The sequence below is a fragment of the Streptomyces sp. MZ04 genome (assembly GCF_004684775.1).
In the GTDB taxonomy this organism is placed as follows: Bacteria; Actinomycetota; Actinomycetes; order Streptomycetales; family Streptomycetaceae; genus Streptomyces.
In genome coordinates this window covers 1-23,530 of record NZ_SRIC01000116.1, presented here as the reverse complement: position 1 = coordinate 23,530, position 23,530 = coordinate 1, and the positions used below count along the sequence as shown (strand labels likewise).

At 70.1% G+C, this 23,530-nt stretch carries 21 protein-coding genes; 14 read left to right on the top strand and 7 right to left on the bottom strand.

Going from position 1 to position 23,530, the window contains the following annotated elements:
• Positions 1 to 37: 37 nt before the first annotated feature.
• The 3 genes from xseA to E2651_RS23165 all read left to right on the top strand — a co-directional run bounded on the left by xseA (position 38) and on the right by E2651_RS23165 (position 2,230).
• Complete coding sequence (xseA, locus tag E2651_RS23175) at positions 38 to 1,255, top strand: exodeoxyribonuclease VII large subunit (RefSeq protein WP_135333124.1); 1,218 nt, start codon at positions 38 to 40, stop codon at positions 1,253 to 1,255.
• A 9-nt stretch (positions 1,256 to 1,264) separates the two neighbouring features.
• Positions 1,265 to 1,522: an exodeoxyribonuclease VII small subunit gene (locus tag E2651_RS23170; protein WP_135333123.1), complete on the top strand. Its 258-nt coding sequence runs from the start codon at positions 1,265 to 1,267 to the stop codon at positions 1,520 to 1,522.
• A gap of 117 nt (positions 1,523 to 1,639) precedes the next feature.
• Positions 1,640 to 2,230 (top strand): malonic semialdehyde reductase, encoded by a 591-nt coding sequence (locus E2651_RS23165; protein WP_135333122.1) that lies wholly within the window; start codon positions 1,640 to 1,642, stop codon positions 2,228 to 2,230.
• A 72-nt stretch (positions 2,231 to 2,302) separates the two neighbouring features.
• Here E2651_RS23165 and E2651_RS23160 read toward each other — a convergent pair whose 3' ends face one another.
• A complete protein-coding gene (locus E2651_RS23160; protein ID WP_135333121.1) occupies positions 2,303 to 2,830 on the bottom strand; it encodes a DUF4245 domain-containing protein in 528 nt (175 codons plus the stop codon).
• Between the two features lie 230 nt (positions 2,831 to 3,060).
• Between E2651_RS23160 and glpX the strand changes: the two genes are divergently transcribed.
• Positions 3,061 to 4,092: a class II fructose-bisphosphatase gene (glpX, locus tag E2651_RS23155; RefSeq protein WP_135333120.1), complete on the top strand. Its 1,032-nt coding sequence runs from the start codon at positions 3,061 to 3,063 to the stop codon at positions 4,090 to 4,092.
• Between the two features lie 97 nt (positions 4,093 to 4,189).
• Here glpX and E2651_RS23150 read toward each other — a convergent pair whose 3' ends face one another.
• Both E2651_RS23150 and E2651_RS23145 read right to left on the bottom strand, forming a co-directional pair.
• Positions 4,190 to 4,609, bottom strand: coding sequence for a WhiB family transcriptional regulator (locus E2651_RS23150; protein ID WP_135333119.1), 420 nt, complete (start codon positions 4,607 to 4,609; stop codon positions 4,190 to 4,192).
• Positions 4,610 to 4,736: 127 nt separating this feature from the next.
• Positions 4,737 to 5,429 (bottom strand): DUF1707 domain-containing protein, encoded by a 693-nt coding sequence (locus E2651_RS23145; RefSeq protein ID WP_135333118.1) that lies wholly within the window; start codon positions 5,427 to 5,429, stop codon positions 4,737 to 4,739.
• 158 nt (positions 5,430 to 5,587) lie between these two features.
• Here E2651_RS23145 and E2651_RS23140 point away from each other — a divergent pair, with 158 nt between their 5' ends.
• Positions 5,588 to 7,279 carry a fumarate hydratase gene (locus E2651_RS23140; RefSeq protein ID WP_135333117.1) on the top strand — a complete coding sequence of 564 codons (1,692 nt, stop codon included), beginning with the start codon at positions 5,588 to 5,590 and terminating at the stop codon, positions 7,277 to 7,279.
• A gap of 40 nt (positions 7,280 to 7,319) precedes the next feature.
• On the opposite strand, the gene E2651_RS23135 is transcribed toward E2651_RS23140, so the two are convergent.
• Positions 7,320 to 7,811 (bottom strand): dirigent protein, encoded by a 492-nt coding sequence (locus E2651_RS23135; protein ID WP_135333116.1) that lies wholly within the window; start codon positions 7,809 to 7,811, stop codon positions 7,320 to 7,322.
• Positions 7,812 to 7,928: 117 nt separating this feature from the next.
• Positions 7,929 to 9,470, bottom strand: coding sequence for a ricin-type beta-trefoil lectin domain protein (locus E2651_RS23130; protein ID WP_135333115.1), 1,542 nt, complete (start codon positions 9,468 to 9,470; stop codon positions 7,929 to 7,931).
• Positions 9,471 to 9,592: 122 nt separating this feature from the next.
• On the opposite strand from E2651_RS23130, the gene E2651_RS23125 reads away from it, so the two are divergent.
• The 4 genes from E2651_RS23125 to E2651_RS23110 all read left to right on the top strand — a co-directional run bounded on the left by E2651_RS23125 (position 9,593) and on the right by E2651_RS23110 (position 14,808).
• The gene (locus E2651_RS23125; RefSeq protein WP_135333114.1) at positions 9,593 to 10,993 is read left to right on the top strand and encodes a class II fumarate hydratase; all 1,401 of its coding nucleotides are present in this window, start codon (positions 9,593 to 9,595) and stop codon (positions 10,991 to 10,993) included.
• 88 nt (positions 10,994 to 11,081) lie between these two features.
• Entirely contained in the window at positions 11,082 to 11,768 is a 687-nt protein-coding gene (locus tag E2651_RS23120) for a DUF402 domain-containing protein (RefSeq protein WP_245239118.1), read from the top strand.
• Between the two features lie 127 nt (positions 11,769 to 11,895).
• On the top strand, positions 11,896 to 12,624 hold the full coding sequence (locus E2651_RS23115) for a class I SAM-dependent methyltransferase (protein WP_135333113.1): 729 nt from the start codon (positions 11,896 to 11,898) through the stop codon (positions 12,622 to 12,624).
• Positions 12,625 to 12,678: 54 nt separating this feature from the next.
• Entirely contained in the window at positions 12,679 to 14,808 is a 2,130-nt protein-coding gene (locus E2651_RS23110; RefSeq protein ID WP_135333112.1) for an ATP-binding SpoIIE family protein phosphatase, read from the top strand.
• 116 nt (positions 14,809 to 14,924) lie between these two features.
• Here E2651_RS23110 and E2651_RS23105 read toward each other — a convergent pair whose 3' ends face one another.
• Positions 14,925 to 17,189: a transglycosylase domain-containing protein gene (locus E2651_RS23105; RefSeq protein WP_135333111.1), complete on the bottom strand. Its 2,265-nt coding sequence runs from the start codon at positions 17,187 to 17,189 to the stop codon at positions 14,925 to 14,927.
• Between the two features lie 249 nt (positions 17,190 to 17,438).
• Here E2651_RS23105 and E2651_RS23100 point away from each other — a divergent pair, with 249 nt between their 5' ends.
• The 3 genes from E2651_RS23100 to E2651_RS23090 are packed head-to-tail and all read left to right on the top strand — an operon-like array spanning position 17,439 to position 21,060.
• Complete coding sequence (locus E2651_RS23100; protein ID WP_135333110.1) at positions 17,439 to 17,966, top strand: PadR family transcriptional regulator; 528 nt, start codon at positions 17,439 to 17,441, stop codon at positions 17,964 to 17,966.
• Positions 17,963 to 18,649 (top strand): ABC transporter ATP-binding protein, encoded by a 687-nt coding sequence (locus E2651_RS23095; RefSeq protein ID WP_135333109.1) that lies wholly within the window; start codon positions 17,963 to 17,965, stop codon positions 18,647 to 18,649. Before E2651_RS23100 ends, E2651_RS23095 begins: the two co-directional genes overlap by 4 nt.
• Complete coding sequence (locus E2651_RS23090; RefSeq protein ID WP_245239116.1) at positions 18,646 to 21,060, top strand: FtsX-like permease family protein; 2,415 nt, start codon at positions 18,646 to 18,648, stop codon at positions 21,058 to 21,060. The genes E2651_RS23095 and E2651_RS23090 overlap by 4 nt, the downstream gene beginning before the upstream one ends.
• 62 nt (positions 21,061 to 21,122) lie before the next feature.
• Here the strand turns inward: E2651_RS23090 and E2651_RS23085 are convergent, their stop codons facing one another.
• A complete protein-coding gene (locus tag E2651_RS23085) occupies positions 21,123 to 22,061 on the bottom strand; it encodes a LysR substrate-binding domain-containing protein (RefSeq protein WP_135333108.1) in 939 nt (312 codons plus the stop codon).
• Positions 22,062 to 22,191: 130 nt separating this feature from the next.
• On the opposite strand from E2651_RS23085, the gene E2651_RS23080 reads away from it, so the two are divergent.
• Both E2651_RS23080 and E2651_RS23075 read left to right on the top strand, forming a co-directional pair.
• On the top strand, positions 22,192 to 22,746 hold the full coding sequence (locus tag E2651_RS23080; RefSeq protein ID WP_135333107.1) for a peroxiredoxin: 555 nt from the start codon (positions 22,192 to 22,194) through the stop codon (positions 22,744 to 22,746).
• Positions 22,747 to 22,761: 15 nt separating this feature from the next.
• A complete protein-coding gene (locus E2651_RS23075) occupies positions 22,762 to 23,292 on the top strand; it encodes an alkyl hydroperoxide reductase (protein WP_135333106.1) in 531 nt (176 codons plus the stop codon).
• Positions 23,293 to 23,530: the final 238 nt, after the last annotated feature.

Here is a 23,530-nt window from a genome sequence, read left to right as displayed (position 1 = left end):
AGATGGGTATAAGAGACAGGGCCTATACGCTCGGGGGATGGGTCTGAATACGTCTGCTGACGCTCCGTTGCCCGTGGGTGAGGTGTCGCGGCTCATCGGGGGGTGGATCGATCGGCTCGGTGCCGTGTGGGTCGAGGGGCAGATCACGCAGTTGTCGCGGCGGCCCGGTGCCGGGGTCGTCTTCATGACGTTGCGGGATCCGTCCCACGACATCTCCGTGAGCGTCACCTGTTATCGGCAGGTGTTCGATGCCGTCGCGGACGTCGTATCCGAGGGCGCCCGCGTCGTCGTACACGCCAAACCCGAGTGGTACGCGCCCCGCGGGCAGCTGTCCCTGCGGGCCGCCGAGATAAAGCCCGTGGGGGTTGGTGAACTGCTTGCTCGGATCGAGCAGTTGAAGAAGGGGCTTGCTGGAGAAGGGCTCTTCGCCGCCGAGCGGAAGAAGGCCTTGCCTTTTCTGCCTCAGCTCATCGGGCTCGTCACCGGGCGTGCCTCCGCCGCCGAGCGGGACGTGCTGGAGAACGCCCGGCACCGCTGGCCCGCCGTCCGCTTCGAAGTGCGCAACGTGCCCGTCCAGGGCGTGCACGCCGTTCCGCAGGTCGTGCAGGCCGTGAAGGATCTGGACGCCCATGACGACGTCGACGTGATCATCGTGGCCCGCGGCGGCGGCAGCGTCGAGGATCTGCTGCCGTTCTCGGACGAGCAACTGGTGCGCACCGTCGCCTCGTGCCGTACGCCCGTCGTCTCCGCCATCGGGCATGAGCCCGACCATCCGCTGCTCGACTACGTCGCCGATCTGCGCGCCTCCACCCCCACCGACGCCGCCAAGAAGGTCGTACCGGACGTCGGTGAGGAGTACGAGCGGGTGCGCTGGCTGCGGGACCGGGCGCGGCGCAGCATGGACGCCTTCCTGGACCGGGAAGACCGAGGGCTCGCGCATGCCCTCGCCCGGCCCTCCATGGAGAACCCGCATCGCATGGTCGAGGAGCGCGAGGAGCAGGTCTCGGCCCTCGTGGACCGCAGCCGCCGCACCCTCGGGCACCTCCTGGACCGCGCCGGTTCGGAGCTGACGCACACCCACGCGCGCGTGGTGGCCCTCTCCCCCGCCGCGACGCTCCAGCGGGGGTACGCGGTGCTGCAGAAGGCGGACGGCGCGGTGGTGCGCGCCGCGGACGAGGTCGCCGCCGACGAGGAGTTGCGGGCACGCGTGGCCGAGGGCGAATTCACCGTACGAACCGTGCAAGTCGACATTTAGGGTGGGCGCATGACCAGCAAGACGGACGAGGCCACGGGCGCGGCGGACGCGCTCGGCTACGAGCAGGCGCGGGACGAGCTCATCGAGGTCGTACGCCGCCTGGAGGCGGGCGGCACGACCCTGGAGGAGTCGCTCGCCCTCTGGGAGCGGGGCGAGGAGCTGTCCAAGGTGTGCCGGCGGTGGCTGGACGGGGCGCGGGCCAGGTTGGACGCCGCCTTGGCCGGGCCTGAGGGCGATGGGGACTCCGAGGGCGACGAGCAGGGCTGAGCCTCGGGCGACTTGTGAAGCGGATCACCATGCCCCGCTTTTTGTTGAATCTTAAACCGCAACGTCGTACCGTCGATCAAGCAAGCTGATCCACGCACGCACCGAGAAGGTTGATCCATGTCTCTCGCCCTTGACCCCACCGCCCAGGACCTGCTCTTCCGCGAGGCCCGCACCGCGAACACCTTCACCGACGAGCCGGTCACCGAGGAGCAGGTCCAGGCGATCTACGACCTGATCAAGTTCGGCCCGACGGCCTTCAACCTCTCCTCGCTGCGCATCACGCTCGTCCGCTCCCCCGAGGCCCGCGAGCGCCTGGTCAAGCACATGGCCGAGGGCAACCAGCCGAAGACCGCGACCGCCCCGCTCGTCGCGATCCTCTCCGCGGACAACGAGTTCCACGAGGAGCTGCCGGCCCTGTTCCCGCACTTCCCGCAGGCCAAGGACGTGTTCTTCGCCGAGCGCCCGGTCCGTGAGGGTGCCGCCCACCTCAACGCCGCGCTGCAGGCCGCCTACTTCATCATCGGCGTGCGCGCCGCCGGCCTGGCCGCGGGCCCGATGACCGGCTTCGACTACGCCGGCGTCCAGAAGGAGTTCCTGGACGACGACCACACCCCGGTGATGGTCGTCAACATCGGCAAGCCGGGCGACGACGCCTGGTTCCCGCGCTCCCCGCGCCTCGACATCGATCAGGTCGTCACGACCGTCTGAGTCACCCCGCGGCAGTTACGCGAAGGGCCCCGGCAGCTGCCGGGGCCCTTCGCGTAACTGCCGTGCACATCCTCAGGACGTCTTCAGGGCCTTCACCATCTTCTCCAGCTGGCCGAACGACGCCGTGCCCGCGACCACCGTCGTCGCGCCCTTGTCCCGGCTCACCAGGGCGTCGTACGTACCGCCCTTGTAGCGCTGCCAGGTCCGGCCGCCGATCTCCTCGGTGACCTTCGTCTTCTCCGCGCGCTCCGTGGCCTCGCGGATGAACTCGGTCGGCTTCGCGGTGGACTGCTTGATGGCGACGTACTCGCCGTCCGGGTCCAGGAAGCCCAGGTGCCAGCTGTCGTTCTTGGCGCCGTCGTAGCGGACCGAGGTCGGCTTCCACGCATGGGCGAGGCCCTCGGGCGCGGCCACCGGATACGCGGCGGCCCTGCGGGCGGTCAGCAGTTCCACGCGGTAGTCGACGCGCTTGACGGGGGTCTTGGTCTCGTCATGCGGAACGAAAATGTAGAAGGCGCCCGCGCAGAGCGAGATCACCACCATCGACCACAGCATGTTCCGCACGGTCTGATTGCTTTGGGTCCTGGCCACGTGCCCCATCGTCGCAGGTCCCCGCGGGCCCCTCGGCACCACCCCGGGAACCGCCCCGCAGGACGCCGCGCACCGGCGCCCGATCCGCTCATGCGTGGGGCCCTCTGCTCATTTTGTCGGCCTGCGGATAGAGTCGTCCCAAACCCTCATCCGGCCGCCCTCCCGTCTCCCACCACCGCCCTTGCAAGGACGCCCTACGGGCGCGCCACTTTTTTGTATCAGCAGAAAGGTGCTCTCCGATGACCGAGCATCATCTCCCGTCCGAGCTCGAAGTCTCCCCCGAGGCCCCCGACCGCAACCTCGCCCTGGAGCTCGTCCGGGTCACCGAGGCCGCCGCCATGGCCGCGGGCCGCTGGGTCGGCCGCGGCGACAAGAACGGCGCCGACGGGGCCGCCGTCAGGGCCATGCGGACCCTCGTCCACACCGTCTCGATGAACGGCGTAGTCGTCATCGGAGAGGGTGAGAAGGACGAGGCCCCGATGCTCTTCAACGGAGAGCACATCGGTGACGGCACCGGCGCCGAGGTCGACATCGCCGTCGACCCGATCGACGGCACGACCCTCTGCGCGAAGGGCATGCCGAACGCGATCGCCGTGCTCGCGGCCGCCGACCGCGGCGCCATGTTCGACCCGTCCGCGGTCTTCTACATGGACAAGCTGGTCACGGGCCCGGAGGCCGCCGACTACGTGGACATCAACGCCCCGGCCTCCGTCAACATCCGCCGCGTCGCCAAGGCCAAGGGCTCCGCGCCCGAGGACGTCACGGTCATGATCCTCGACCGCCCCCGCCACGAGGGCATCGTCAAGGAGATCCGCGAGACCGGCGCGCGCATCAAGTTCATCTCGGACGGCGACGTCGCTGGCTCGGTCATGGCCGTGCGCGAAGGCACCGGCGTCGACCTGCTCATGGGCATCGGCGGCACCCCCGAAGGCATCATCTCGGCCTGCGCGATCAAGTGCCTGGGCGGTGTGATCCAGGGCAAGTTGTGGCCGAAGGACGACGCGGAGCGGCAGCGCGCGATCGACGCGGGCCACGACCTGGACCGCACGCTCTCCACGACCGACCTGGTCCGCGGGGACAACGTCTTCTTCGTCGCGACGGGCATCACCGACGGCGAGCTGCTCCAGGGCGTGCGCTACGGCGCGGAGACCGCGTCGACCTCGTCGCTGGTCATGCGCTCCAAGTCGGGCACGATCCGCAAGATCGAGTCCGACCACCGGCTTTCGAAGCTGCGCGCGTACAGCGCGATCGACTTCGACCGCGCGAAGTAGGACGCACCACCGCCGGTCGTGAGCCGGTCGTGTACGTCGAAGGGGGCGCCCCGTGCGGGGGACGCCCCCTTCGGCGTACGAACGGGCTGTCCGGCGGCTAGCCGGCGGCGGCGATCGGCCCCGCGGCCGTGTGCGCCGCCTTCTGGAGCTCCAGGTCGCGCCTGCGGCGCCGGGCGAGCACCACGCGGCGCTCGGCGGCCGTGAGGCCGCCCCACACGCCGTACGGCTCGGGCTGGAGCAGGGCGTGTTCCCGGCACTCGACCATCACGGGACAGCGGCCGCAGACGCGCTTCGCGGCTTCCTCTCGGGAGAGGCGGGAGGCGGTCGGTTCCTTGGACGGGGCGAAGAACAGCCCCGCCTCGTCTCGCCTGCACACCGCTTCGGTGTGCCATGGGGAGTCCTGATTCCGATCGCGCGCTGGCACCCTTCCCCAAGCGCTCGACTGCGCTCGAGCAGGGGAGGCCCCATCGCCCGAAACGGCGGCGACCTGCAGGGACTGATGCGACGGCTGCAGCACTGGTCTACTCCTGACGACGGCTTCGCGAGCGAGAGACGATGCAGCAAGCTCTACCCGCTGTGTACGCGCCTATGCACTGAGTTCCGATGCGCGAAAGTCCGCGTTGCCGCCGCCGGCCCCCGGGCCGTCAGTGACCGAGGTGTTTGCGCACCTGCTTGTGCACCTGCTTGTGCAGATCGCGCACCAGCTTGCCGCGCTTGGGCCGCGCCTCGATGCTGCCCAGGACCGCGATGCCGTCGACGAAGACGACCGGGGCGTCCCGCTCGGCCGAGTCGAGCGTCTCCACCTCGAAGTTGCCGAGCACGCCCGTGCCGCTGCCCCGCAGCGAGATGTTCTCCGGGACGCGGATCTCGACGCTGCCGAAGACGGAGACCGCCTTGATGACGACCTGCCGCTGCTCGAAGATCGCCTCGCTGAGGTCGATCTCGACGCTGCCGAAGATCGCGTACGCATGGGTGCGGCGGCCGACCCGCCAGCGGCCCCTGCGGACGGAGCTGCTGAAGACCGCGACCAGGTTCTCGTCGGCCACCGGGGGCACCACGCCGTCGGACGGCCGGGAGGGGGCGGGCTCGGGGGCCGCCGTCGCGTACGCGGCCCCGCCGGCCGCGGGCAGATCCCTGACCAGTGGCGCCAGCTCCTCCACCGTCTTCGCGCGGTAGACGCCGTCGATGCGCTCGCCGTGCTCCTCGGCCGTCAGGCGGCCCTCGGCCAGGGCCTCGCGGAGGATGTCCGCCGTGCGGTCCCGGTCCGCGTCGGAGGCGCGCAGGGCCGCGGGCCGCGGTTCCGGGGATGGCTGCTGAGGGCGCTTCTCTAGGTCCACACCAGGCAGCGTACCCAAACGCGATAGATCGCGACTACCCCTCGAGCCGCGGTACTGAGCCTTACCTCACAGACTCGGCCGTCCTGTGGCGTTCTACGCTGGTTGGCGCGTCGCCAATGGAGGCCGCGCCGCCGTCTGCCGAGTGAGGAATGGCCGTAATGCCAGAGTTTGAGTACTCCGATCTGCTCCCGCTGGGAGAGGACACCACCCCGTACCGGCTGGTGACCTCCGAGGGTGTCGCCACCTTCGAGGCCGACGGGCGGACGTTCCTCAAGGTCGATCCGGAGGCCCTGCGCAAGCTCGCCGCCGAGGCGATCCACGACATCCAGCACTATCTGCGGCCCGCGCACCTGGCGCAGCTGCGGCGCATCATCGACGACCCCGAGGCGTCGTCGAACGACAAGTTCGTGGCGCTGGACCTCCTGAAGAACGCGAACATCGCGGCGGCCGGCGTCCTGCCCATGTGCCAGGACACCGGCACCGCGATCGTCATGGGCAAACGCGGCCAGAACGTCCTCACCGAAGGTGAGGACGAGAAGGCCCTGAGCCGCGGCATCTACGACGCGTACACGAAGCTGAATCTCAGGTACTCGCAGATGGCCCCGCTGACCATGTGGGAGGAGAAGAACACCGGCTCCAACCTCCCGGCCCAGGTCGAGCTGTACGCGACCGACGGCGGCGCCTACAAGTTCCTCTTCATGGCCAAGGGCGGCGGCTCGGCCAACAAGTCGTTCCTCTACCAGGAGACGAAGGCCGTCCTGAACGAGGCCTCCATGATGAAGTTCCTGGAGGAGAAGATCCGTTCGCTCGGTACGGCGGCCTGCCCGCCGTACCACCTGGCGATCGTCGTCGGCGGCACCAGCGCCGAATTCGCCCTGAAGACCGCGAAGTACGCCTCCGCGCACTACCTGGACGAGCTGCCCGCCGAGGGCTCGCCGACCGGGCACGGCTTCCGGGACAAGGAGCTCGAGGAGAAGGTCTTCGAGCTGACGCAGAAGATCGGCATCGGCGCGCAGTTCGGCGGCAAGTACTTCTGCCACGACGTACGCGTGGTGCGCCTGCCCCGGCACGGCGCCTCGCTGCCCGTCGCGATCGCCGTGTCCTGCTCGGCCGACCGCCAGGCCACCGCGAAGATCACCGCCGAGGGCGTCTTCCTGGAGCAGCTGGAGACGGACCCGGCGCGCTTCCTCCCCGAGACCACCGACGAGCACCTCGACGAGGCCTCCGCCCGCGGCGAAGCCGCTGATGCGCGCAGTGTCAAGATCGACCTGAACCAGCCGATGGACGAGATCCTCGCCGAGCTGACCAAGTACCCGGTCAAGACCCGGCTCTCGCTCACCGGCCCGCTGGTCGTGGCCCGCGACATCGCGCACGCCAAGATCAAGGAGCGGCTCGACGCGGGCGAGGAGATGCCGCAGTACCTGAAGGACCACCCGGTGTACTACGCGGGCCCGGCGAAGACCCCCGAGGGGTACGCCTCGGGCTCCTTCGGCCCGACCACGGCCGGCCGGATGGACTCCTACGTAGAGCAGTTCCAGGCGGCGGGCGGCTCCAAGGTGATGCTCGCCAAGGGCAACCGCTCCCAGCAGGTCACCGACGCGTGTGACGCGCACGGCGGCTTCTACCTGGGCTCGATCGGCGGCCCCGCCGCGCGCCTCGCCCAGGACTGCATCAAGAAGGTCGAGGTCGTCGAGTACGAGGAGCTCGGCATGGAGGCGGTCTGGAAGATCGAGGTCGAGGACTTCCCGGCCTTCATCGTGGTCGACGACAAGGGCAACGACTTCTTCCAGAACCCGGCCCCGGCACCGACGTTCACCAGCATCCCGGTGCGTGGCCCCGGCCTGGGCTGACTGGTGAGCTGACTGGGCGGCAGCATCCCGTCAGGGCCGTTCAGCTGTTGACATGGAACTCCAGCTTCTGGAAGTCCCCGTCATCGGTGGAGTGGATATAGCCGCGCGCCTCGTCGTAGTCGCCGGTTCCGCCCGTGATCGCGATGTCGAACGTGGGCTGTTGCTCCGACTCGTCGAGCGGAACTATGGCCTGACCGGCGATGTGGCCGCCCTCGAGCACGAAGGTGCCCACGCACAGCAGGTCGTCGGGGTCGGCGACGCGCACCACGGTGCACGTCACGCCGTCCCTGCCGACCTTGCCACCGCCTTTGCTGTCATACAGGTCGTCGGCGAAGGCGAAGCTGTCCCCGATGTCGGGTGCCGGCTGCTCGCTCTGGCCCCCGTTGTCCTCGCTCGCGACCTCCTTCGCATAGAGCGTGAACGTGTCGTCGTCCTGGGCGGGCGCGGCGAACGCCGAGGACGGGGCGCTGAGGGCAACGGACGCGGCCAGGCAGACACCGAGCGCGCCGAGGGTCCTGAGGTGGGGAAGCATGTGCCGCCTCCTGTTGAGGTGGTGGGTCTCCCCCTCTTCCCTTCCTCATTCTCCGACGTTCGCCCCGGGCCCGCCTCCTGGAGCGCGGTGGCGGAGGAGGCCCGGGGCGACGGGGGCTTACGCGAACTTCTGGTTCGCCGACCCGTTGCACTTCTGGAGCTTCAGCGGCTCCTTGGGCGATGCGAGCCCCAGACAGAGCGCGGTGTCCGACGCGGGGCGCAGCGTTCCCGCATCGCGCACGAACTTCTGGTTGGCGCCGCCGTGGCAGTTCCACAGTGTGACGGCGGTACCTTCCTTCGCCGTTCCCGGTACGTCGACACAGCGGTCCTGGGTGAGACCGGTGTGCAGTGACTTCTGGCCGGCGTCGTACCACCAGGTCTGGTTGCGGTTGCCGGTGCAGTCCCAGCCCTGGACCTTGGTGCCGTTGCGGCTGCTCGACGCGTCGACGTCCACGCAGGTCCCCGTGGCCTGGTTCTTCAGCGGCTTGTACGCGTCGTCCCAGGCGCCCGGGTACAGCTTGGGGCTGCCCGTGCTCGCGGGGTCGGCGCAACTGGCCTCACGCTGACCCGAGTTGTAGAGCTGGGTGAGGCAGGACGCGAAGGCCGCGTGGCCGCGCGCGTTGGGGTGGAAGGACTGCCGTACCGAATTGGAGTCCGGCGGGAAGGGGTTGGAGAGGTCCACGTAGAGGCCGCGCGCCCAGGTGTCCTCCATGCAGACCTCGTGGCCGTGGAAGAGGCGGGAGTTGTCGAGGTAGGTCGCGCCCGCGTTCTTGGCGGCCTTGCGCATGCCGGTCGCGAAGGTCGGCACCGCGGAGTTGCGGCCCCACTCGGTGTCGGAGTCGTAGCCGAGACCGCCGCACACCAGCTTGCCGGGGAAGTTCGGGTTGTCGCGGAAGTCCGGGCCGATCGGGCTCGGGTAGCCCATGGCGACGAGCTTGTAGTCGCCCTCCTGGTAGCCCGCGTCCTTCATCACGGTCTTCAGGTCGCGGATGGACTGCTCGACCTTGGGCACGAGGCCGTCGACCCGCGCCTGCCAGCCCGGCGCGTACTTGCCCGCGCAGGCGCCCTGGCTGAGCAGGAAGCGCGTCACGCAGTCGGTCATGACGGAGGAGAACTCGAGGTCGTCGTTGGCCCCGATGACCAGGAGGATCGTCTTGATCTTCGTGTTGCGCGCCTTGATGGCGAGGTTGTCGCTCTGCACCAGCTCGTCGGCGTACTGCTTCTCGCCGCCGATCTTGATGTTGACGGTCCTGGCTCCCGAGCAGGAGACGTTGTACGTCACGTCCGCCGCGATGCCGGTGCGGTGGATCGCGGCGTCCGGGGAGCGGTGGCACCAGTTGTCGGGGCCGTCGGTACCGGGTTCGTACGTCCCGACACCCTCCCCGGAGATCTCGCTGTCGCCCAGCGAGATCAGTCCGGTCTTGCGGTCGGCGAGCGGGCGCTCGGCCGGGTCGCCGTAGAGCTTGGTGGCCTCGTCCGCCCGGATCTTCTCCAGTTCGGGCGGGAGCGGCGTCGAGGCGGGCGCCGCCTTCGGGCTCCCGCCGTCGCCGTCCGCCGCCTGGGCGGGCAGCGCCGCCGTGCCGAGCACCGCCGCCATCGCGACGGCCGCCGCGAACGTACATCTCAGCCTGCCCTGGCGGCCGCTTCTGGTGCGCTTCATCGCGCCTCCCCGGTTTGGTGTTACCCCCGGTTTTTACTGGTCAGTAGGGCGCTTGGGAATACCTAGAACAAGACAAGTGCTCAACTTTTCATCGGGTTCTGACGGAGAGGTAGGTTCGCGGCATGACCAGCGACGCCAGCGGTGAGTACCGGATCGAACACGACTCCATGGGCGAGGTGCGGGTCCCCGCGCACGCCAAGTGGCGGGCCCAGACACAACGGGCGGTGGAGAACTTCCCCGTCTCCGGGCAGCGCATCGAACGTGCCCACATCGCCGCTCTCGCGCAGATCAAGGCGGCCGCCGCGAAGGTCAACGCGGAGCTCGGCGTGCTCGACAAGGACATCGCGGAGGCGATCGCCGGCGCGGCGGGCGAGGTCGCCGAAGGGCGCTGGGACGAGCACTTCCCGGTGGACGTCTTCCAGACGGGGTCCGGCACGTCGTCCAACATGAACACCAACGAGGTGCTCGCCACACTGGCCACGGAGCGGCTGGGTCGCGACGTACATCCGAACGACCACGTGAACGCCTCGCAGTCGTCGAACGACGTCTTCCCGTCCTCCATCCACATCGCCGCGACGGGCGCAGTGACGGGCGATCTGATCCCGGCCCTGGAGCACCTCGCCGCCTCCCTGGAGCGCAAGGCCGAGGAGTTCGCGGACGTCGTGAAGTCCGGGCGTACGCATCTCATGGACGCGACACCGGTGACGCTCGGCCAGGAGTTCGGCGGGTACGCGGCACAGGTGCGGTACGGCGTCGAGCGGCTGCGCTCTTCGCTGCCGCGCCTGGCCGAACTGCCGCTGGGCGGTACGGCGGTGGGCACCGGGATCAACACGCCGCCCGGGTTCTCGGCGGCCGTGATCGCGGAGGTGGCACGGGCCACGGGGCTGCCGCTGACCGAGGCGCGGGACCACTTCGAGGCGCAGGGGGCGCGGGACGGCATCGTCGAGACCAGTGGGCAGTTGCGCACGATCGGCGTCGGCCTGACGAAGATCTCCAACGACCTGCGGTGGATGGCTTCCGGCCCCCGGACGGGGCTCGCCGAGATCAACCTGCCCGACCTGCAGCCCGGTTCGTCGATCATGCCGGGCAAGGTGAATCCGGTGATTCCGGAGGCGGTCCTCATGGTCGCGGCGCAGGTCACCGGGAACGACGCGACGGTCGCCGCGGCGGGGGCCGCGGGCAACTTCGAGTTGAACGTGATGCTTCCGGTCATCGCCAAGAACGTCCTGGAGTCCGTGCGGCTGCTCGCGAACGCTTCGCGGCTGCTCGCCGACCGGACGGTGGACGGGATCACCGCGAACCGTGAACGGGCCCTCGAGTACGCCGAGTCCTCGCCCTCCGTCGTCACGCCGCTGAACAAGTACATCGGGTACGAGGAGGCGGCGAAGGTGGCGAAGAAGGCACTGGCCGAGCGGAAGACGATCCGGGAGGTCGTGCTGGCCTCCGGGTACGTCGAGCGGGGCGATCTCACGGTGGAGCAGCTCGACGCGGCGCTTGACGTGCTGCGGATGACCCGGCCCTAGGGAGCGGACGACCCGGCTCTAGGGAGCGGACGACCCGACCCTGGGGAGCGGCCGCCGGACGGTCCTGCCGGGCTACTAACATCTGTGCATGACAGAGCACATGACGCCGCCAACGACGAGCAGCGACGACGCACGCTGGGCACCCGGCACCCACGTGCTGTGGCGGTACAAGGAGAACGCCGGGGAGCGGGTGCACATCTGCCGGCCCGTCACCGTCGCGCAGGACACGGACGAGTTGCTCGCCGTGTGGATGGCGCCGGGGACGGAGTGCGTGAAGCCGGTGCTCGCCGACGGGACGCCCGTCCATCACGAGCCCCTCGCCACCCGGTACACCAAGCCCCGCGCCCTGTGCAGGGACCGCTGGTTCGGCACCGGCGTGCTGAAGCTGGCGCGGCCGGCCGAGCCGTGGTCGGTGTGGCTGTTCTGGGATCCGGGATGGCAGTTCAAGAACTGGTACGTGAATCTCGAAGAGCCGCGCGCGCGTTGGGCCGGAGGCATAGATTCCGAGGATCACTTTCTGGACATCTCTGTGCGGCCCGACCGCAGTTGGCGCTGGCACGACGAGGACGAGTTCGCACAGGCCCAGCGGGCCGGACTGATGGGGGCGGGAAAAGCCGAGGAAGTGCGGGCCGCAGGGCGTGCCGCGATCGATGTGATCCACGCGTGGGGAGCACCCTTTTCGGACAACTGGCAGCAGTGGCGACCCGATCCGGAGTGGGGCATTCCGCCCCTTCCGGATGACTGGGACCGCACGCCCGCGCATGTGACGTCATGAGACCCTTGATGCACCCCCATGGTTCAAACGTAGGATCGTCCTCCGCAAGGGCGCACAGCAGCAACTCAGCAGCAACTCCCTGAGCTTGCGCGATGCCTGACTGGTTGTCATCGAGGAGCGGCAGAACGTGAGCGAGGCGAGCGAGTTCGACAGGTACGGCGGGCCATCCGGCCTGCCCGACCGCACGGGCCAGGCCGAAGCGTTCGACGCCATCGGGCAGCACTACGACGACGCCTTCCCGCACAAGGAGGGCCAGCTGGCCGCCGGGCGCAGGCTCGCCGAAGCGCTGCCGGCCGGGGCGAGGGTGCTCGACGTGGGCTGCGGGACCGGTCTGCCGACCGCGCGTCAGCTCACCGAGGCCGGGCACACCGTCCTCGGCGTCGACCTGTCGTCCGGCATGCTCGACCTGGCCAGGAAGAACGTGCCTGCGCCGGGCGCCGAGTTCCGGCAGCTCGACGTGGCGCGGCTGCGGGCCGAAGGACCGGACGGCGTGGGCCGGTTCGACGGGATCGTGGCGTTCTTCGCGCTGCTGATGCTGCCGCGCGAGGAGATCCCGCACGCGCTGCGGCTGCTGCGCGGACTGCTGCTCCCCGGTGGCCTGCTCACGCTGTCCATGGTCGAGGCCGATCTGGATGACGCGGCAATTCCGTTCCTGGGGCACACAATCCGGGTATCCGGTTACCTGCGGGACGAACTGCGGCAGGTCGTGCGGGACGCGGGCTTCGACATCATCGACGAGGACGCGTACTCGTACGCCCCCGCCAGTACCCACGTTTCCCCAAGCTCTCGACTTCGCTCGACCAGGGGAGGCCCCATCCCCGAGCACCAGCTCTTCCTGCACTGCCGACGCGGCTGACCCACCTAGCCCCCGGAGACCACGGCGCAGCCCCGGACGGACGGATCGAAACGCGTGACGGAGCACCCCACCCCCGACGAAGGCCGACAGCCCCGAGCTGCCCGGCCGACCGCCCCCGCGGACCCGCGCGGGGCGCTGGTGCGTGCCCCGGAGGCACAAGGCGGCACGGGCGCGTCCGCTTTACCCGCACAGGCACGCAAGGGCGACACGGCACCCGCCGCCCAGGCGCGCACCGGCGACGCCGCCGCGAGCCCCAGCGACGAGCACGACCGGTCGTCGGGCTCCCCGGCCTCGCAGCCGGACCCGCACCGCCCGCGCCCCGCCCCCGAGGGCGTGCCGTCCCAGCCGGGACCGGAGCAGCCGAGGACCGTGGGCGGCCCCGGCGGCCCCGGCGGCCCCGGCGGCCCCGACGGCACAGAGCGGCGCACGGGACAGCCCCGGCCGCCGGGCTCGGGCCCCGCCGCGATGCGCCGTGACGGCGACCGGCTGCGCTTCGTGGGCGCGGCCACCCGGCGCATCGCCCGCGGCATCGACCTGGACGAGATCGTCATGGGCCTGTGCCGGGCCACGGTGCCGACGTTCTCCGACGCGATACTGGTCTATCTGCGCGACCCGCTGCCGGTCGGCGATGAGCGGCCGACCGGTGCGCTGATGCTGCGCCTGCGCCGCACCGACCGGATCCCGGAGGAGCCGGACACCGACGGCGGCACGATGCCCGCCCTCCAGGCGCAGCCCGACCTGGTGACGACCGCCGAGCTGTGCGAGGTGCGCCCCGGCGGCGCCCTCGCCGAAGTCCTGCGCGGCGTACGCCCGGTGTTCGCCGACTCCCCCGGAGCCCGCGCCGCGCTGCCCGAGCTCCTTGGCGAGGGCCGGACCGTACCGACGGGGCAGCGCACGATCCTCGCCCCGCTGCGCGGCAGGCGCCGGGTGATCGGCGCCGCGGTGTTCCTGCGACGCCCCGACCGCCACCCCTTCGAGGCGGACGACCTCCTGGTCGCCGCGCAGCTCGCGACGCACAGCGCGCTCGGCATCGACAAGGCGGTGCTGTACGGCCGCGAGGCGTACATCGCCGACGAGTTGCAGCGCACCATGCTGCCGGAGACGCTGCCGCGCCCGACCGGCGTGCGGCTCGCCTCGCGCTACCTCCCGGCGGCCGAGACGGCCCGCGTCGGCGGCGACTGGTACGACGCGATCCCGCTGCCCGGCAGCCGCGTCGCGCTGGTCGTGGGCGACGTCATGGGGCACTCCATGACCTCCGCGGCGATCATGGGCCAGCTGCGGACGACCGCGCAGACCCTGGCCGGGCTCGACCTGCCGCCCCAGGAGGTCCTGCACCATCTGGACGAGCAGGCCCAGCGCCTGGGCTCGGACCGCATGGCGACCTGTCTGTACGCGGTCTACGACCCGGTCGCGCACCGCATCACCATCGCCAACGCCGGGCACCCGCCGCCCGTCCTGCTGCATCTGGGCGGCCGCGCCGAGGTCCTGCGGGTCCCGCCGGGCGCGCCCATCGGCGTGGGCGGTGTGGACTTCGAGGCGGTGGAGCTCGACGCGCCCGCAGGGGCCACGCTGCTGCTCTACACGGACGGGCTCGTCGAGTCCCGCCTGCGTGACGTGTGGACCGGCATAGAGCAGCTGCGCGAACGGCTCGCCGCCACCGCCCAGTTGACGGGACCGGACCATCCGCCGCCCCTCGAGGCGCTCTGCGACGAGGTGCTCGACATGCTCGGCCCCGGCGACCGGGACGACGACATCGCGCTGCTCGCCGCCCGCTTCGACGGGATCGCGCCGAGCGACGTCGCGTACTGGTTCCTGGAGCCGGAGGACGCGACGCCCTCGCGCGCCCGGCGGCTCGCCCGCAGCGCCCTGGAGCGCTGGGGCCTGCAGGAGCTGACCGACTCCGTGGAGCTGCTCGTCAGCGAGGTCGTGACCAACGCCGTGCGGTACGCCTCGCGCCCGGTGACCCTGCGGCTCCTGCGCACCGACGTACTGCGCTGCGAGGTCGGCGACGACGTGCCGCAGCTGCCGCGGCTGCGGCAGGCGCGGGCCACGGACGAGGGTGGCCGCGGGCTGTATCTGGTCAACCGGCTCGCCCGGCGGTGGGGCGCGACTCGGTTGAGCACCGGGAAGGTGGTCTGGTTCGAGCTGAATCATGGCTCGACGCCGGAATCGAGCAGAAACTAAGCAGTAGTTCTTCTACCGCGGGCCGTGGGGGCTTGTCGCGCAGTTCCCCGCGCCCCTTACGGGACACGAAGGCGCCCGGAAGCATGTGCTTCCGGGCGCCTTCAGTGCGGTGGTGCTCAGCCCTTGCCCGGCCGCCGGTTCGGGTTCTCCGGGATCTCGATGGAGTCGGACGGGTCCGGCTCCTCCGGCTCGCCCGTGGGCGGGTCGATCGTCGACGGGTCCGTGGGCGGCTCGGTGGTCGGCTCCTCCGTCGGCGGCTCGCTGGACGGGGTCTCCGTCGGCGGCTTCGTCGTCGGATCCTCGGTCTCCTCCGGCTCCTCCGTCGGCTCCCGCGGGGCCTGCGTCGTCGGGTCCGGCGGCGGCGCGATGGCCGCGCCCATGGACGTGTCCAGGTCGAACTCGCTGGGCGAGCCCATCGCGTCGAAGGTGTACGCCGCCCAGATCTGGGCCGGGAAGCTGCCGCCGTCGACGCGGGGCAGACCGCCCGCGCCCTTCATGGAGACCTGCTTGCTCTCCTCGGCCGTGCCCGCGGCGCCCTCGCCGAACAGGCCGACGGAAGTGACCAGCTTCGGCGTGTAGCCGGTGAACCAGGCCGACTTGTTGTCGTCGGACGTACCGGTCTTGCCCGCCACGTCCTGCACGGGGCTGCGCACCGCGCGGCCCGTGCCGTCGTCGACCACACCGGTCAGGACCGAGGTCAGCGAGTCGGCGGTGCCGCGGTCGACGACCTCCTCGCCGATCGGGTCCGGCAGGTCGATCGTGCGGTCCTTGTGCTCGACCGACGCCACGATCGCCGGGGTGACCTTCTTGCCGTGGTTGTCGAGCGTCGCGTACACGCCCGCCATCTCCAGCGGGCTCGCGCCCATCGTGCCCAGCGTCTGCGCGGGCACGGCGGGCAGGTCCTCGACGTCCATGCCGAGCTTCCCGGCCGTCTCCAGTACGTCGTCCATGTCGACGTCCACGCCCATCTGCGCGAAGACGGAGTTGATGGACTTGTTCATCGCCTTCTGGACGGTGACGGGGCCATAGCTCTTGTCGTCCTCGTTCGGCGGCGCGAAGGCGACGTCGCTGCCCTTGACCGGGCGCTCGCTGGTGCCGTCGTAGACCGTGTTCGCGGTGATCGGCTGGCCGGACTGGGTCTCGCTGCCGTTCTCCAGGGCCGCGGCGAGGATCAGCGGCTTGAAGGTGGACGCGGGCTGGTAGTCACGCCGCGTCGCGTTGTTCGTGTAGTGCTTCACGTAGTCCTCGCCGCCGTACATCGCGAGGACCTTGCCGGTCTTGGGGTCGACGGAGGCCGCGCCCGCCTGCACCCGGGCGTCCGCCTTGCGCTTGTCCGGGTCGAGCTGGTCGTTCAGCTTCTTGTCGACGGCCTTCTCGAGCAGCTTCTGCTTCTTCTTGTCGATGTTGAGCGTGATCGTGTAGCCGCCCGCGTCGAACTGCTCCTCACTGAGGTGCCCGGCCCGCATGACCTCGGCCTTGGCCTCCGTGACCAGGTAGCCGGTCTGGCCCTCGAGGCCGGGCGCGGCCTGGGGCTTCTGCGGCACGTCGAACTTGAGGCCCTCGCGCTCACTCGCGGGCAGCCAGTTCTCCTCGACCATGTTGTCGAGTACGTAGTTCCAGCGCTCCTTGACGAGCTTGCGGCTCGCGGGCGTCGCGGACGTCCAGTCGTACTGGCTCGGCGCCTGGAGCAGGGCCGCGAGATAGGCGCCCTGCGAGACGTCGAGCTCCTCGGCGTCGACGCTGTAGTACGCCTGGGCGGCGGCCTGGATGCCGTAGGCACCGCGGCCGTAGTAGCTGGTGTTGATGTACCCGGCGAGGATGTCGTCCTTGCTCGACTCGCGGTCCACCTTCAGCGAGATGACCAGCTCCTTGAGCTTGCGGGTCACCGTCTGGTCCTGCGTCAGGTAGTAGTTCTTGACGTACTGCTGAGTGATCGTCGAGCCGCCCTGCTTGCCCTTGCCGCTGACCGTGTTGATCAGGCCGCGGGCCGTGCCCTTGAAGTCGACGCCCGTGTCCTTGTAGAAGGACTTGTTCTCGGCGGCGACGAACGTCTTCTGGACGACCTTGGGCACCTTCTCCAGGTCGACGACCTCACGGTTCAGCTCGCCGGTCCTGGCGAGGACCTCGCCGTCCTTGTACTTGTAGACATTGCTCTGCAGCTTGGCCGCCGCGTTGCCCTCGGGCACGTCGACCACCATGTAGAGGACGACGAAACCGAGCATGCCGAGCAGGCAGAGCCCGAAGAACGCGCCGAGGATCTTCTTCAGCGTGAAGAAGCGGCGTATGCCGCCGCGCTTGGGTTTGCCGCCGCCGGCTGGGCTCGGGCGCGCTGCCCGGCGCGCGCCGCGCTGCCGCGCTTGTCGCTCTTCCGCTCGGCCCATGGTTCTGAGTGCTCCGCTTCCGTCTAGTCCTCATACGTACGTCGAGTCAGCTCACGAAACTAACACCGCACCCTGGGACAAACTCCTGCCGATCCGGTCTTTTCCGGACGTGACAATGAGCACCTGCCCTTAAGAACCGACGAACACGGACCCCAGAAGGTTGCCCGCTTCTCGAACCTGTGAGCTCCGCGCCGAACTCTGCACCGGGCGTATACACACCACGTATACACACGGTGTACAGTCCTCCGCATGTCCATCGGTCACACCCTCCTAGGCCTCCTCGAGTCGGGCCCCCGGCACGGCTACGACCTCAAGCGCACCTTCGACGAGAAGTTCGGTCACGACAAGCCGCTGCACTACGGCCAGGTCTACTCGACCATGTCCCGCCTCCTGAAGAACGGCCTCGTCGAGGTCGACGGCATAGAGGCGGGCGGCGGTCCCGAGCGCAAGCGGTACGCGATCACCGAAGCCGGCATCACGGATGTCCAGCGCTGGCTCGCCACTCCGGAGAAACCCGAGCCCTACCTCCAGTCGACCCTCTACACAAAGGTCGTCCTCGCCCTCCTCACCGAGCGCGACGCCACGGAGATACTCGACTCCCAGCGGGCCGAGCACCTGCGCCTGATGCGCATCCTCACCGACCGCAAGCGCAAGGGTGACCTCGCCGATCAGCTGATCTGCGACCACGCGCTGTTCCACCTCGAAGCCGATCTGCGCTGGCTGGAACTGACCGCCGCGCGCCTCGGCAAGCTCGCCCAGGAGGTGCGCTCCGCATGACCCCCGCAGGTTCCCTTCTCGTGGCCCACGGACTCCGCAAGGCGTACGGCCCGACCACCGCGCTCGACGGCGCGGAATTCTCCATCCACCCGGGCGAGGTCGTCGCCGTCATGGGTCCGTCCGGCTCCGGCAAGTCGACCCTGCTGCACTGCCTCGCCGGGATCGTCCGGCCCGACGAGGGCTCCATCACGTACGGCAGCCGTGACCTGACCGGCATGTCGGACGCCGGCCTCAGCGCGCTGCGCCGCAGCGAGTTCGGCTTCGTCTTCCAGTTCGGGCAGCTGGTGCCCGAACTCACCTGCGTCGAGAACGTCGCTCTGCCGCTGCGGCTCAACGGCGCACGGCGCAAGGACGCCGAGGCCACCGCCCTCGCCTGGATGGAGCGCCTGGAGGTCGACGACGTCGCCGCCAAGCGGCCCGGCGAGGTCTCCGGCGGCCAGGGCCAGCGCGTCGCCGTGGCCCGCGCGCTCGCCACGAGCCCGCGCGTGATCTTCGCCGACGAGCCGACCGGCGCCCTCGACTCGCTCAACGGCGAGCGCGTGATGGAGCTCCTGACCGACGCCGCGCGCTCGACCAACGCCGCCGTGGTCCTGGTCACGCACGAGACCCGCGTCGCCGCCTACTCCGACCGCGAGATCGTCGTACGCGACGGGAAGTCCCGCGACATGGAGCGCATCGCATGAGCGACACCCGCGTGCGCACCGAGACCCCGGCCGTGGCACAGGCCTCCGCTCCCGCTCCCCCGACCAGGGTCCCCGCCTGGATACGCGACCTGGGCATGGGCATACGGTTCGCGGCCGGCGGCGGCCGCGAGGGCTGGATCCGCACGACCCTGACCGCCGTGGGCGTCGGCCTCGGCGTCGCCCTGCTGCTCGGCGCGGCATCGGTGCCGCAGCTCCTTCAGAACCGCGACGACCGGTCCTACGCCCGCACTCCGTACGACTCGATGGAGGCGAAGCCGCCCAAGGCCGGCGATACGACGGTCCTGGTGCGCAACACCGGCACCCAGTTCCGCGGCCGGACGGCGACCGGCGTGTTCCTGAAGGCCGACGGGGAGCACCCGGTCCTGCCGCCGGGGCTCGACAAGATCCCGGCACCCGGCGAGATCGTCGTCTCGCCCGCGCTGCGCGACCTGCTCGACGACCCGGCGAACAAGCTGCTCAAGGAGCGCTTCGACGGCTACCGCCAGATCGGCACCATCGGCGACGCGGGACTCCTCTCGCCGCTGGAGCTCTACTACTACGCGGGCGCCGACAAGCTCACGGCTGTGGGCGGCGCCCATCGCGTCGCACGCTTCGGGCAGGACGAATCGCTGCCCCTCGACCCGTTCCTGATGGCGCTCGTCGTACTGATCTGCGTCGTCCTTCTCACTCCGGTCGCGATCTTCATCGGTACGGCCGTCCGCTTCGGCGGCGACCGGCGCGACCGGCGCCTCGCCGCACTGCGCCTGGTCGGCGCGGACGCCCGCTCGGTGCGCCGGATCGCGGCGGGCGAGGCCCTGTTCGGGGCGCTGCTCGGGCTCGCGGCGGGCGCCGTCTTCTTCCTGCTCCTGCGCCAACTGGTGGGCGTGGTCGACCTGACGAACGTCAGCGCCTACCCGTCCGACATGGCGCCCGAGCCCGCCCTGGTCGCCCTTGTCGCGCTAGCCGTGCCGCTCTCCGCGGTCCTGGTGACGCTGTTCTCGCTGCGCTCCGTCGCCATCGAACCCCTCGGGGTCGTCCGGGGCGGCAAGCGGCGCGGGCGCCGCCTGTGGTGGCGGGTGCTGCTCCCGGTTGCCGGCATCGGCATCCTGCTGGCGTCGGGCCGCGTCGAACGCGACGTCGGCTCCTTCGTGAACGTGCCCGCCATCGCGGCGGGCTCGGCCCTCACCCTGATCGGGCTCAGCGCGCTCCTGCCGTGGCTGGTCGAGGCCGTCGTGGGACGGCTGCGCGGCGGGCCCGTGCCGTGGCAGCTCGCCGTGCGCAGGCTCCAGTTGACGAGCGGAACGGCGGCCCGCGCGGTCAGCGGGATCACCGTCGCGGTGGCCGGTGCGGTGGCGCTGCAGATGATGTTCGCGTCCATGCACGACGACTTCAACCAGACGACCGGTCAGGACACGACGCGCGCGCAGCTCACCGTCCACAGCATGAGCGGCAACGGCCCCCTCGCCCAGCGGATGATCGACGACTTCACCCGGACCCCGGGCGTCACCAACGTCATCGGCACCGTGCAGTCGTATGTCACCCGCCCCGGCAAGACCAAGGTCAACGACATCACGCCGACCACGCAGCTGACCGTCGGCACCTGCGCGACCCTGCGCGAGCTGGCCGACGTCGGCTCCTGCGAGGACGGCGACACCTTCGTCTCGCACACGAACAGCGGGGAGCAGAACACCTGGCTGGACAGGACGGCACGCCCCGGAAAGCCGGTCAACGTCGGCGCGGACCCCGACTTCGACCCGCGCGCCGAGCCGGTCCTGTGGACGCTCCCCAAGGACTCCCGCACCGTCAAGGCCAGGCCCAACCCGTCCGGCAGCAAGATCGACGGAATCCTCGCCACGCCCGCCGCCGTCGACATCGAGAAGCTGTCCGAGGCGACCACGACCTCCTGGGTCAAGCTCGACCCGAACGAGCCGGACGCCGAGGAGTACGTGCGCAACGCCGCGGCCCGCATCAGCCCGCTCCTCGGCGTGGACTCGATGCGGGCGGTCGACCGCGACAAGCAGTACGCGTCCATCGCGCGCGGCCTGCAGATCGGCGCGAGCGTCACGATGGCGCTGATCGCCGCGTCCATGCTGGTGTCGATGATCGAGCAACTCCGCGAACGCAAGCGCCTGTTGGCGGCGCTCACCGCGTTCGGCACGCGCCGCTCCTCGATGGCCTTCTCGCTCCTGTGGCAGACGGCGCTGCCCGTCGTCCTGGGTCTCGCCCTCGCGGTCGCCGGCGGCCTCGGCCTCGGCGCGGTGATGACCCGCATGATCGGCAAGGAGGTCACCGACTGGTGGTCGTTCCTGCCCCTGACGGGCGTGGGCGCGGGGATGGTCGCGATCGTGACGCTGCTCAGCCTGCCGCCGCTGCGGCGCATGATGCGACCGGACGGCCTGCGTACGGAGTAACTGGAGTATCTGGAGTATCTGGAGTAACTCCCTTTATCAGGGCGTACGTTGCCGGTGCGGGGTCACAACACCCGCACCGGCAACGGCTTCACGGCCCCCCGCAGCGCGGCGGCCAGCTCCTCGTACTCCGCGGCACGCGCAGCCCCCGTACGCATCGCGAGGGCGATCCGCCTCGTCGGCGCCGGGTCCGCGAAGTACCCGGTGAGCAGCTGATTGCTGCGGCTGGTCTCGACGCGGACAGCGGTGCGCGGAAGCAGCGTCACGCCGAGCCCGCCGGCCACGAGCTGGACGAGGGTGGAGAGCCCGGCGGCGGTCGTGGTCACGGGGGCGTCGGCGCGGCCCGCCTCCCGGCAGATGTCGAGGGCCTGGTCGCGCAGGCAGTGCCCCTCGTCGAGCAGCAGCAGATTGAGTTCACGCAGGGCGTCGCGCGGGATCCCCTCCCTCCCGCCGAGCCAGTGGTCCAGCGGCGTGACCAGCACGAAGTCCTCGTCGAACAAGGGCAGTTCGGTCACACCAGGAACCCCGAGCGGCACGGCGAGCAGCAGCAGATCGAGCCGCCCGGCGCCGAGCCCCTCGATCAGCGACGAGGTCTGCTCCTCGTGCACCTGAAGGTCCAGATCCGGATACTTCTCGTGTACGAGCCCGATGACGGTCGGCAGCAGATACGGCGCCACGGTCGGGATCACCCCGAGCCTGAGCACCCCGGTGAACGGCGCGCGCACCGCGTCCGCCTCCTCCATCAGCGTCCCGACCTCGTCGAGCACGGCCCTGGCCCGCACCGCGAGCCGCTCGCCGGCCGGGGAGAGCAGCACCTTGCGCGTGGTGCGCTCCAGGAGCTGGACACCCAGTGCCTCCTCCAGGGCCGAGACGGCGCCGGACAGCGCGGGCTGACTCATCCCGATTGATATCGCCGCGTCCCTGAAGTGCAGCTGCTCGGCCACGGCCACGAAGGCGCGGAGCTGCGCCAGGCTGGGCTGCTTGCCCCTATTTATGGCTCGCACTGATAGCCACCTCCGATCAACAGGACAGAGTGTAGCTATTTCCCTAATCAATGCACTCTGTGCCACGATCGAAAGCAGTCCAACCCCCTGGAGCCCCTTACCGGGGTTCCTTTGTTTGCAAGGAGAGCGCGTGCTCACTGTCGGTGACAAGTTCCCCCAGTTCGATCTGACTGCCTGTGTCTCGCTGGAGGCGGGCAAGGAGTTCGCACAGATCAACCACAAGACCTACGAAGGCAAGTGGAAGATCGTCTTCGCGTGGCCCAAGGACTTCACCTTCGTGTGCCCGACCGAGATCGCCGCTTTCGGCAAGCTGAACGACGAGTTCGCCGACCGTGACGCCCAGGTCCTCGGCTTCTCCGGCGACTCCGAGTTCGTGCACCACGCCTGGCGCAAGGACCACCCGGACCTCACCGACCTGCCCTTCCCGATGCTGGCCGACTCGAAGCACGAGCTCATGCGTGACCTCGGCATCGAGGGCGAGGACGGCTTCGCGCAGCGCGCCGTCTTCATCGTGGACCAGAACAACGAGATCCAGTTCACGATGGTGACCGCCGGTTCCGTCGGCCGTAACCCGAAGGAGGTCCTCCGGGTCCTCGACGCTCTCCAGACGGACGAGCTCTGCCCGTGCAACTGGACCAAGGGCGAGAACACCCTTGACCCGGTCGCGCTCCTCTCGGGCGAGTGAACGGAGCCTACTGACATGGCACTCGACGAACTGAAGTCCGCCGTACCGGACTACGCCAAGGACCTGAAGCTGAACCTCGGCTCGGTCATCGGCAACTCGGACCTGCCGCAGCAGCAGCTGTGGGGCACGGTGCTCGCCTGCGCGATCGCCTCCCGCTCCCCGAAGGTGCTGCGCGAGCTGGAGCCCGAGGCGAAGACGAACCTCTCCCCCGAGGCGTACACCGCCGCCAAGTCGGCCGCGGCCGTCATGGCGATGAACAACGTCTTCTACCGCACGCGCCACCTCCTCTCGGACCCCGAGTACGGGACGCTGCGGGCCGGCCTGCGGATGAACGTCATCGGCAACCCGGGCGTGGAGAAGGTCGACTTCGAGCTGTGGTCGCTCGCGGTCTCCGCGATCAACGGCTGCGGCCAGTGCCTGGACTCTCACGAGCAGGTGCTCCGCAAGGCGGGCGTCGACCGCGAGACGATCCAGGAAGCCTTCAAGATCGCCGCGGTGATCCAGGCGGTCGGCGTGACGCTGGACTCCGAGGAGTCCCTCGCGTAGCGGTTCCCCTGAGCAGTAACGGAACGGCCCCGCTCAGCAGCTGCTGAGCGGGGCCGTTCTGCTGTGCCTCCCGGGGCGCCGCTCCAGGCCGCCGCTTCGCGGCGGATCTTCCCCGCCCACCGCCCGATCACCCCGCAGCGGCCCCGGCCTGCCAACGCGCCGTCGTCGGCTGTGCCGCCGTTGCGCCGCTTCGCGGCGAGTTTCCCGCCCAACCGCCCGATACCCGGCAGTTGCCCAC

Coding starts and splice junctions, on each gene's coding strand:
- xseA (WP_135333124.1), top strand. CDS start 38: ATGGGTCTGAATACGTCTGCTGACGCTCCGTTGCCCGTGGGTGAGGTG.
- E2651_RS23170 (WP_135333123.1), top strand. CDS start 1,265: ATGACCAGCAAGACGGACGAGGCCACGGGCGCGGCGGACGCGCTCGGC.
- E2651_RS23135 (WP_135333116.1), bottom strand. CDS start 7,811: ATGCTTCCCCACCTCAGGACCCTCGGCGCGCTCGGTGTCTGCCTGGCC.
- E2651_RS23095 (WP_135333109.1), top strand. CDS start 17,963: ATGACCCCCGCAGGTTCCCTTCTCGTGGCCCACGGACTCCGCAAGGCG.
- E2651_RS23125 (WP_135333114.1), top strand. CDS start 9,593: ATGACCAGCGACGCCAGCGGTGAGTACCGGATCGAACACGACTCCATG.
- E2651_RS23100 (WP_135333110.1), top strand. CDS start 17,439: ATGTCCATCGGTCACACCCTCCTAGGCCTCCTCGAGTCGGGCCCCCGG.
- E2651_RS23160 (WP_135333121.1), bottom strand. CDS start 2,830: ATGGGGCACGTGGCCAGGACCCAAAGCAATCAGACCGTGCGGAACATG.
- E2651_RS23075 (WP_135333106.1), top strand. CDS start 22,762: ATGGCACTCGACGAACTGAAGTCCGCCGTACCGGACTACGCCAAGGAC.
- glpX (WP_135333120.1), top strand. CDS start 3,061: ATGACCGAGCATCATCTCCCGTCCGAGCTCGAAGTCTCCCCCGAGGCC.
- E2651_RS23120 (WP_245239118.1), top strand. CDS start 11,082: ATGACAGAGCACATGACGCCGCCAACGACGAGCAGCGACGACGCACGC.
- E2651_RS23140 (WP_135333117.1), top strand. CDS start 5,588: ATGCCAGAGTTTGAGTACTCCGATCTGCTCCCGCTGGGAGAGGACACC.
- E2651_RS23130 (WP_135333115.1), bottom strand. CDS start 9,470: ATGAAGCGCACCAGAAGCGGCCGCCAGGGCAGGCTGAGATGTACGTTC.
- E2651_RS23105 (WP_135333111.1), bottom strand. CDS start 17,189: ATGGGCCGAGCGGAAGAGCGACAAGCGCGGCAGCGCGGCGCGCGCCGG.
- E2651_RS23090 (WP_245239116.1), top strand. CDS start 18,646: ATGAGCGACACCCGCGTGCGCACCGAGACCCCGGCCGTGGCACAGGCC.
- E2651_RS23165 (WP_135333122.1), top strand. CDS start 1,640: ATGTCTCTCGCCCTTGACCCCACCGCCCAGGACCTGCTCTTCCGCGAG.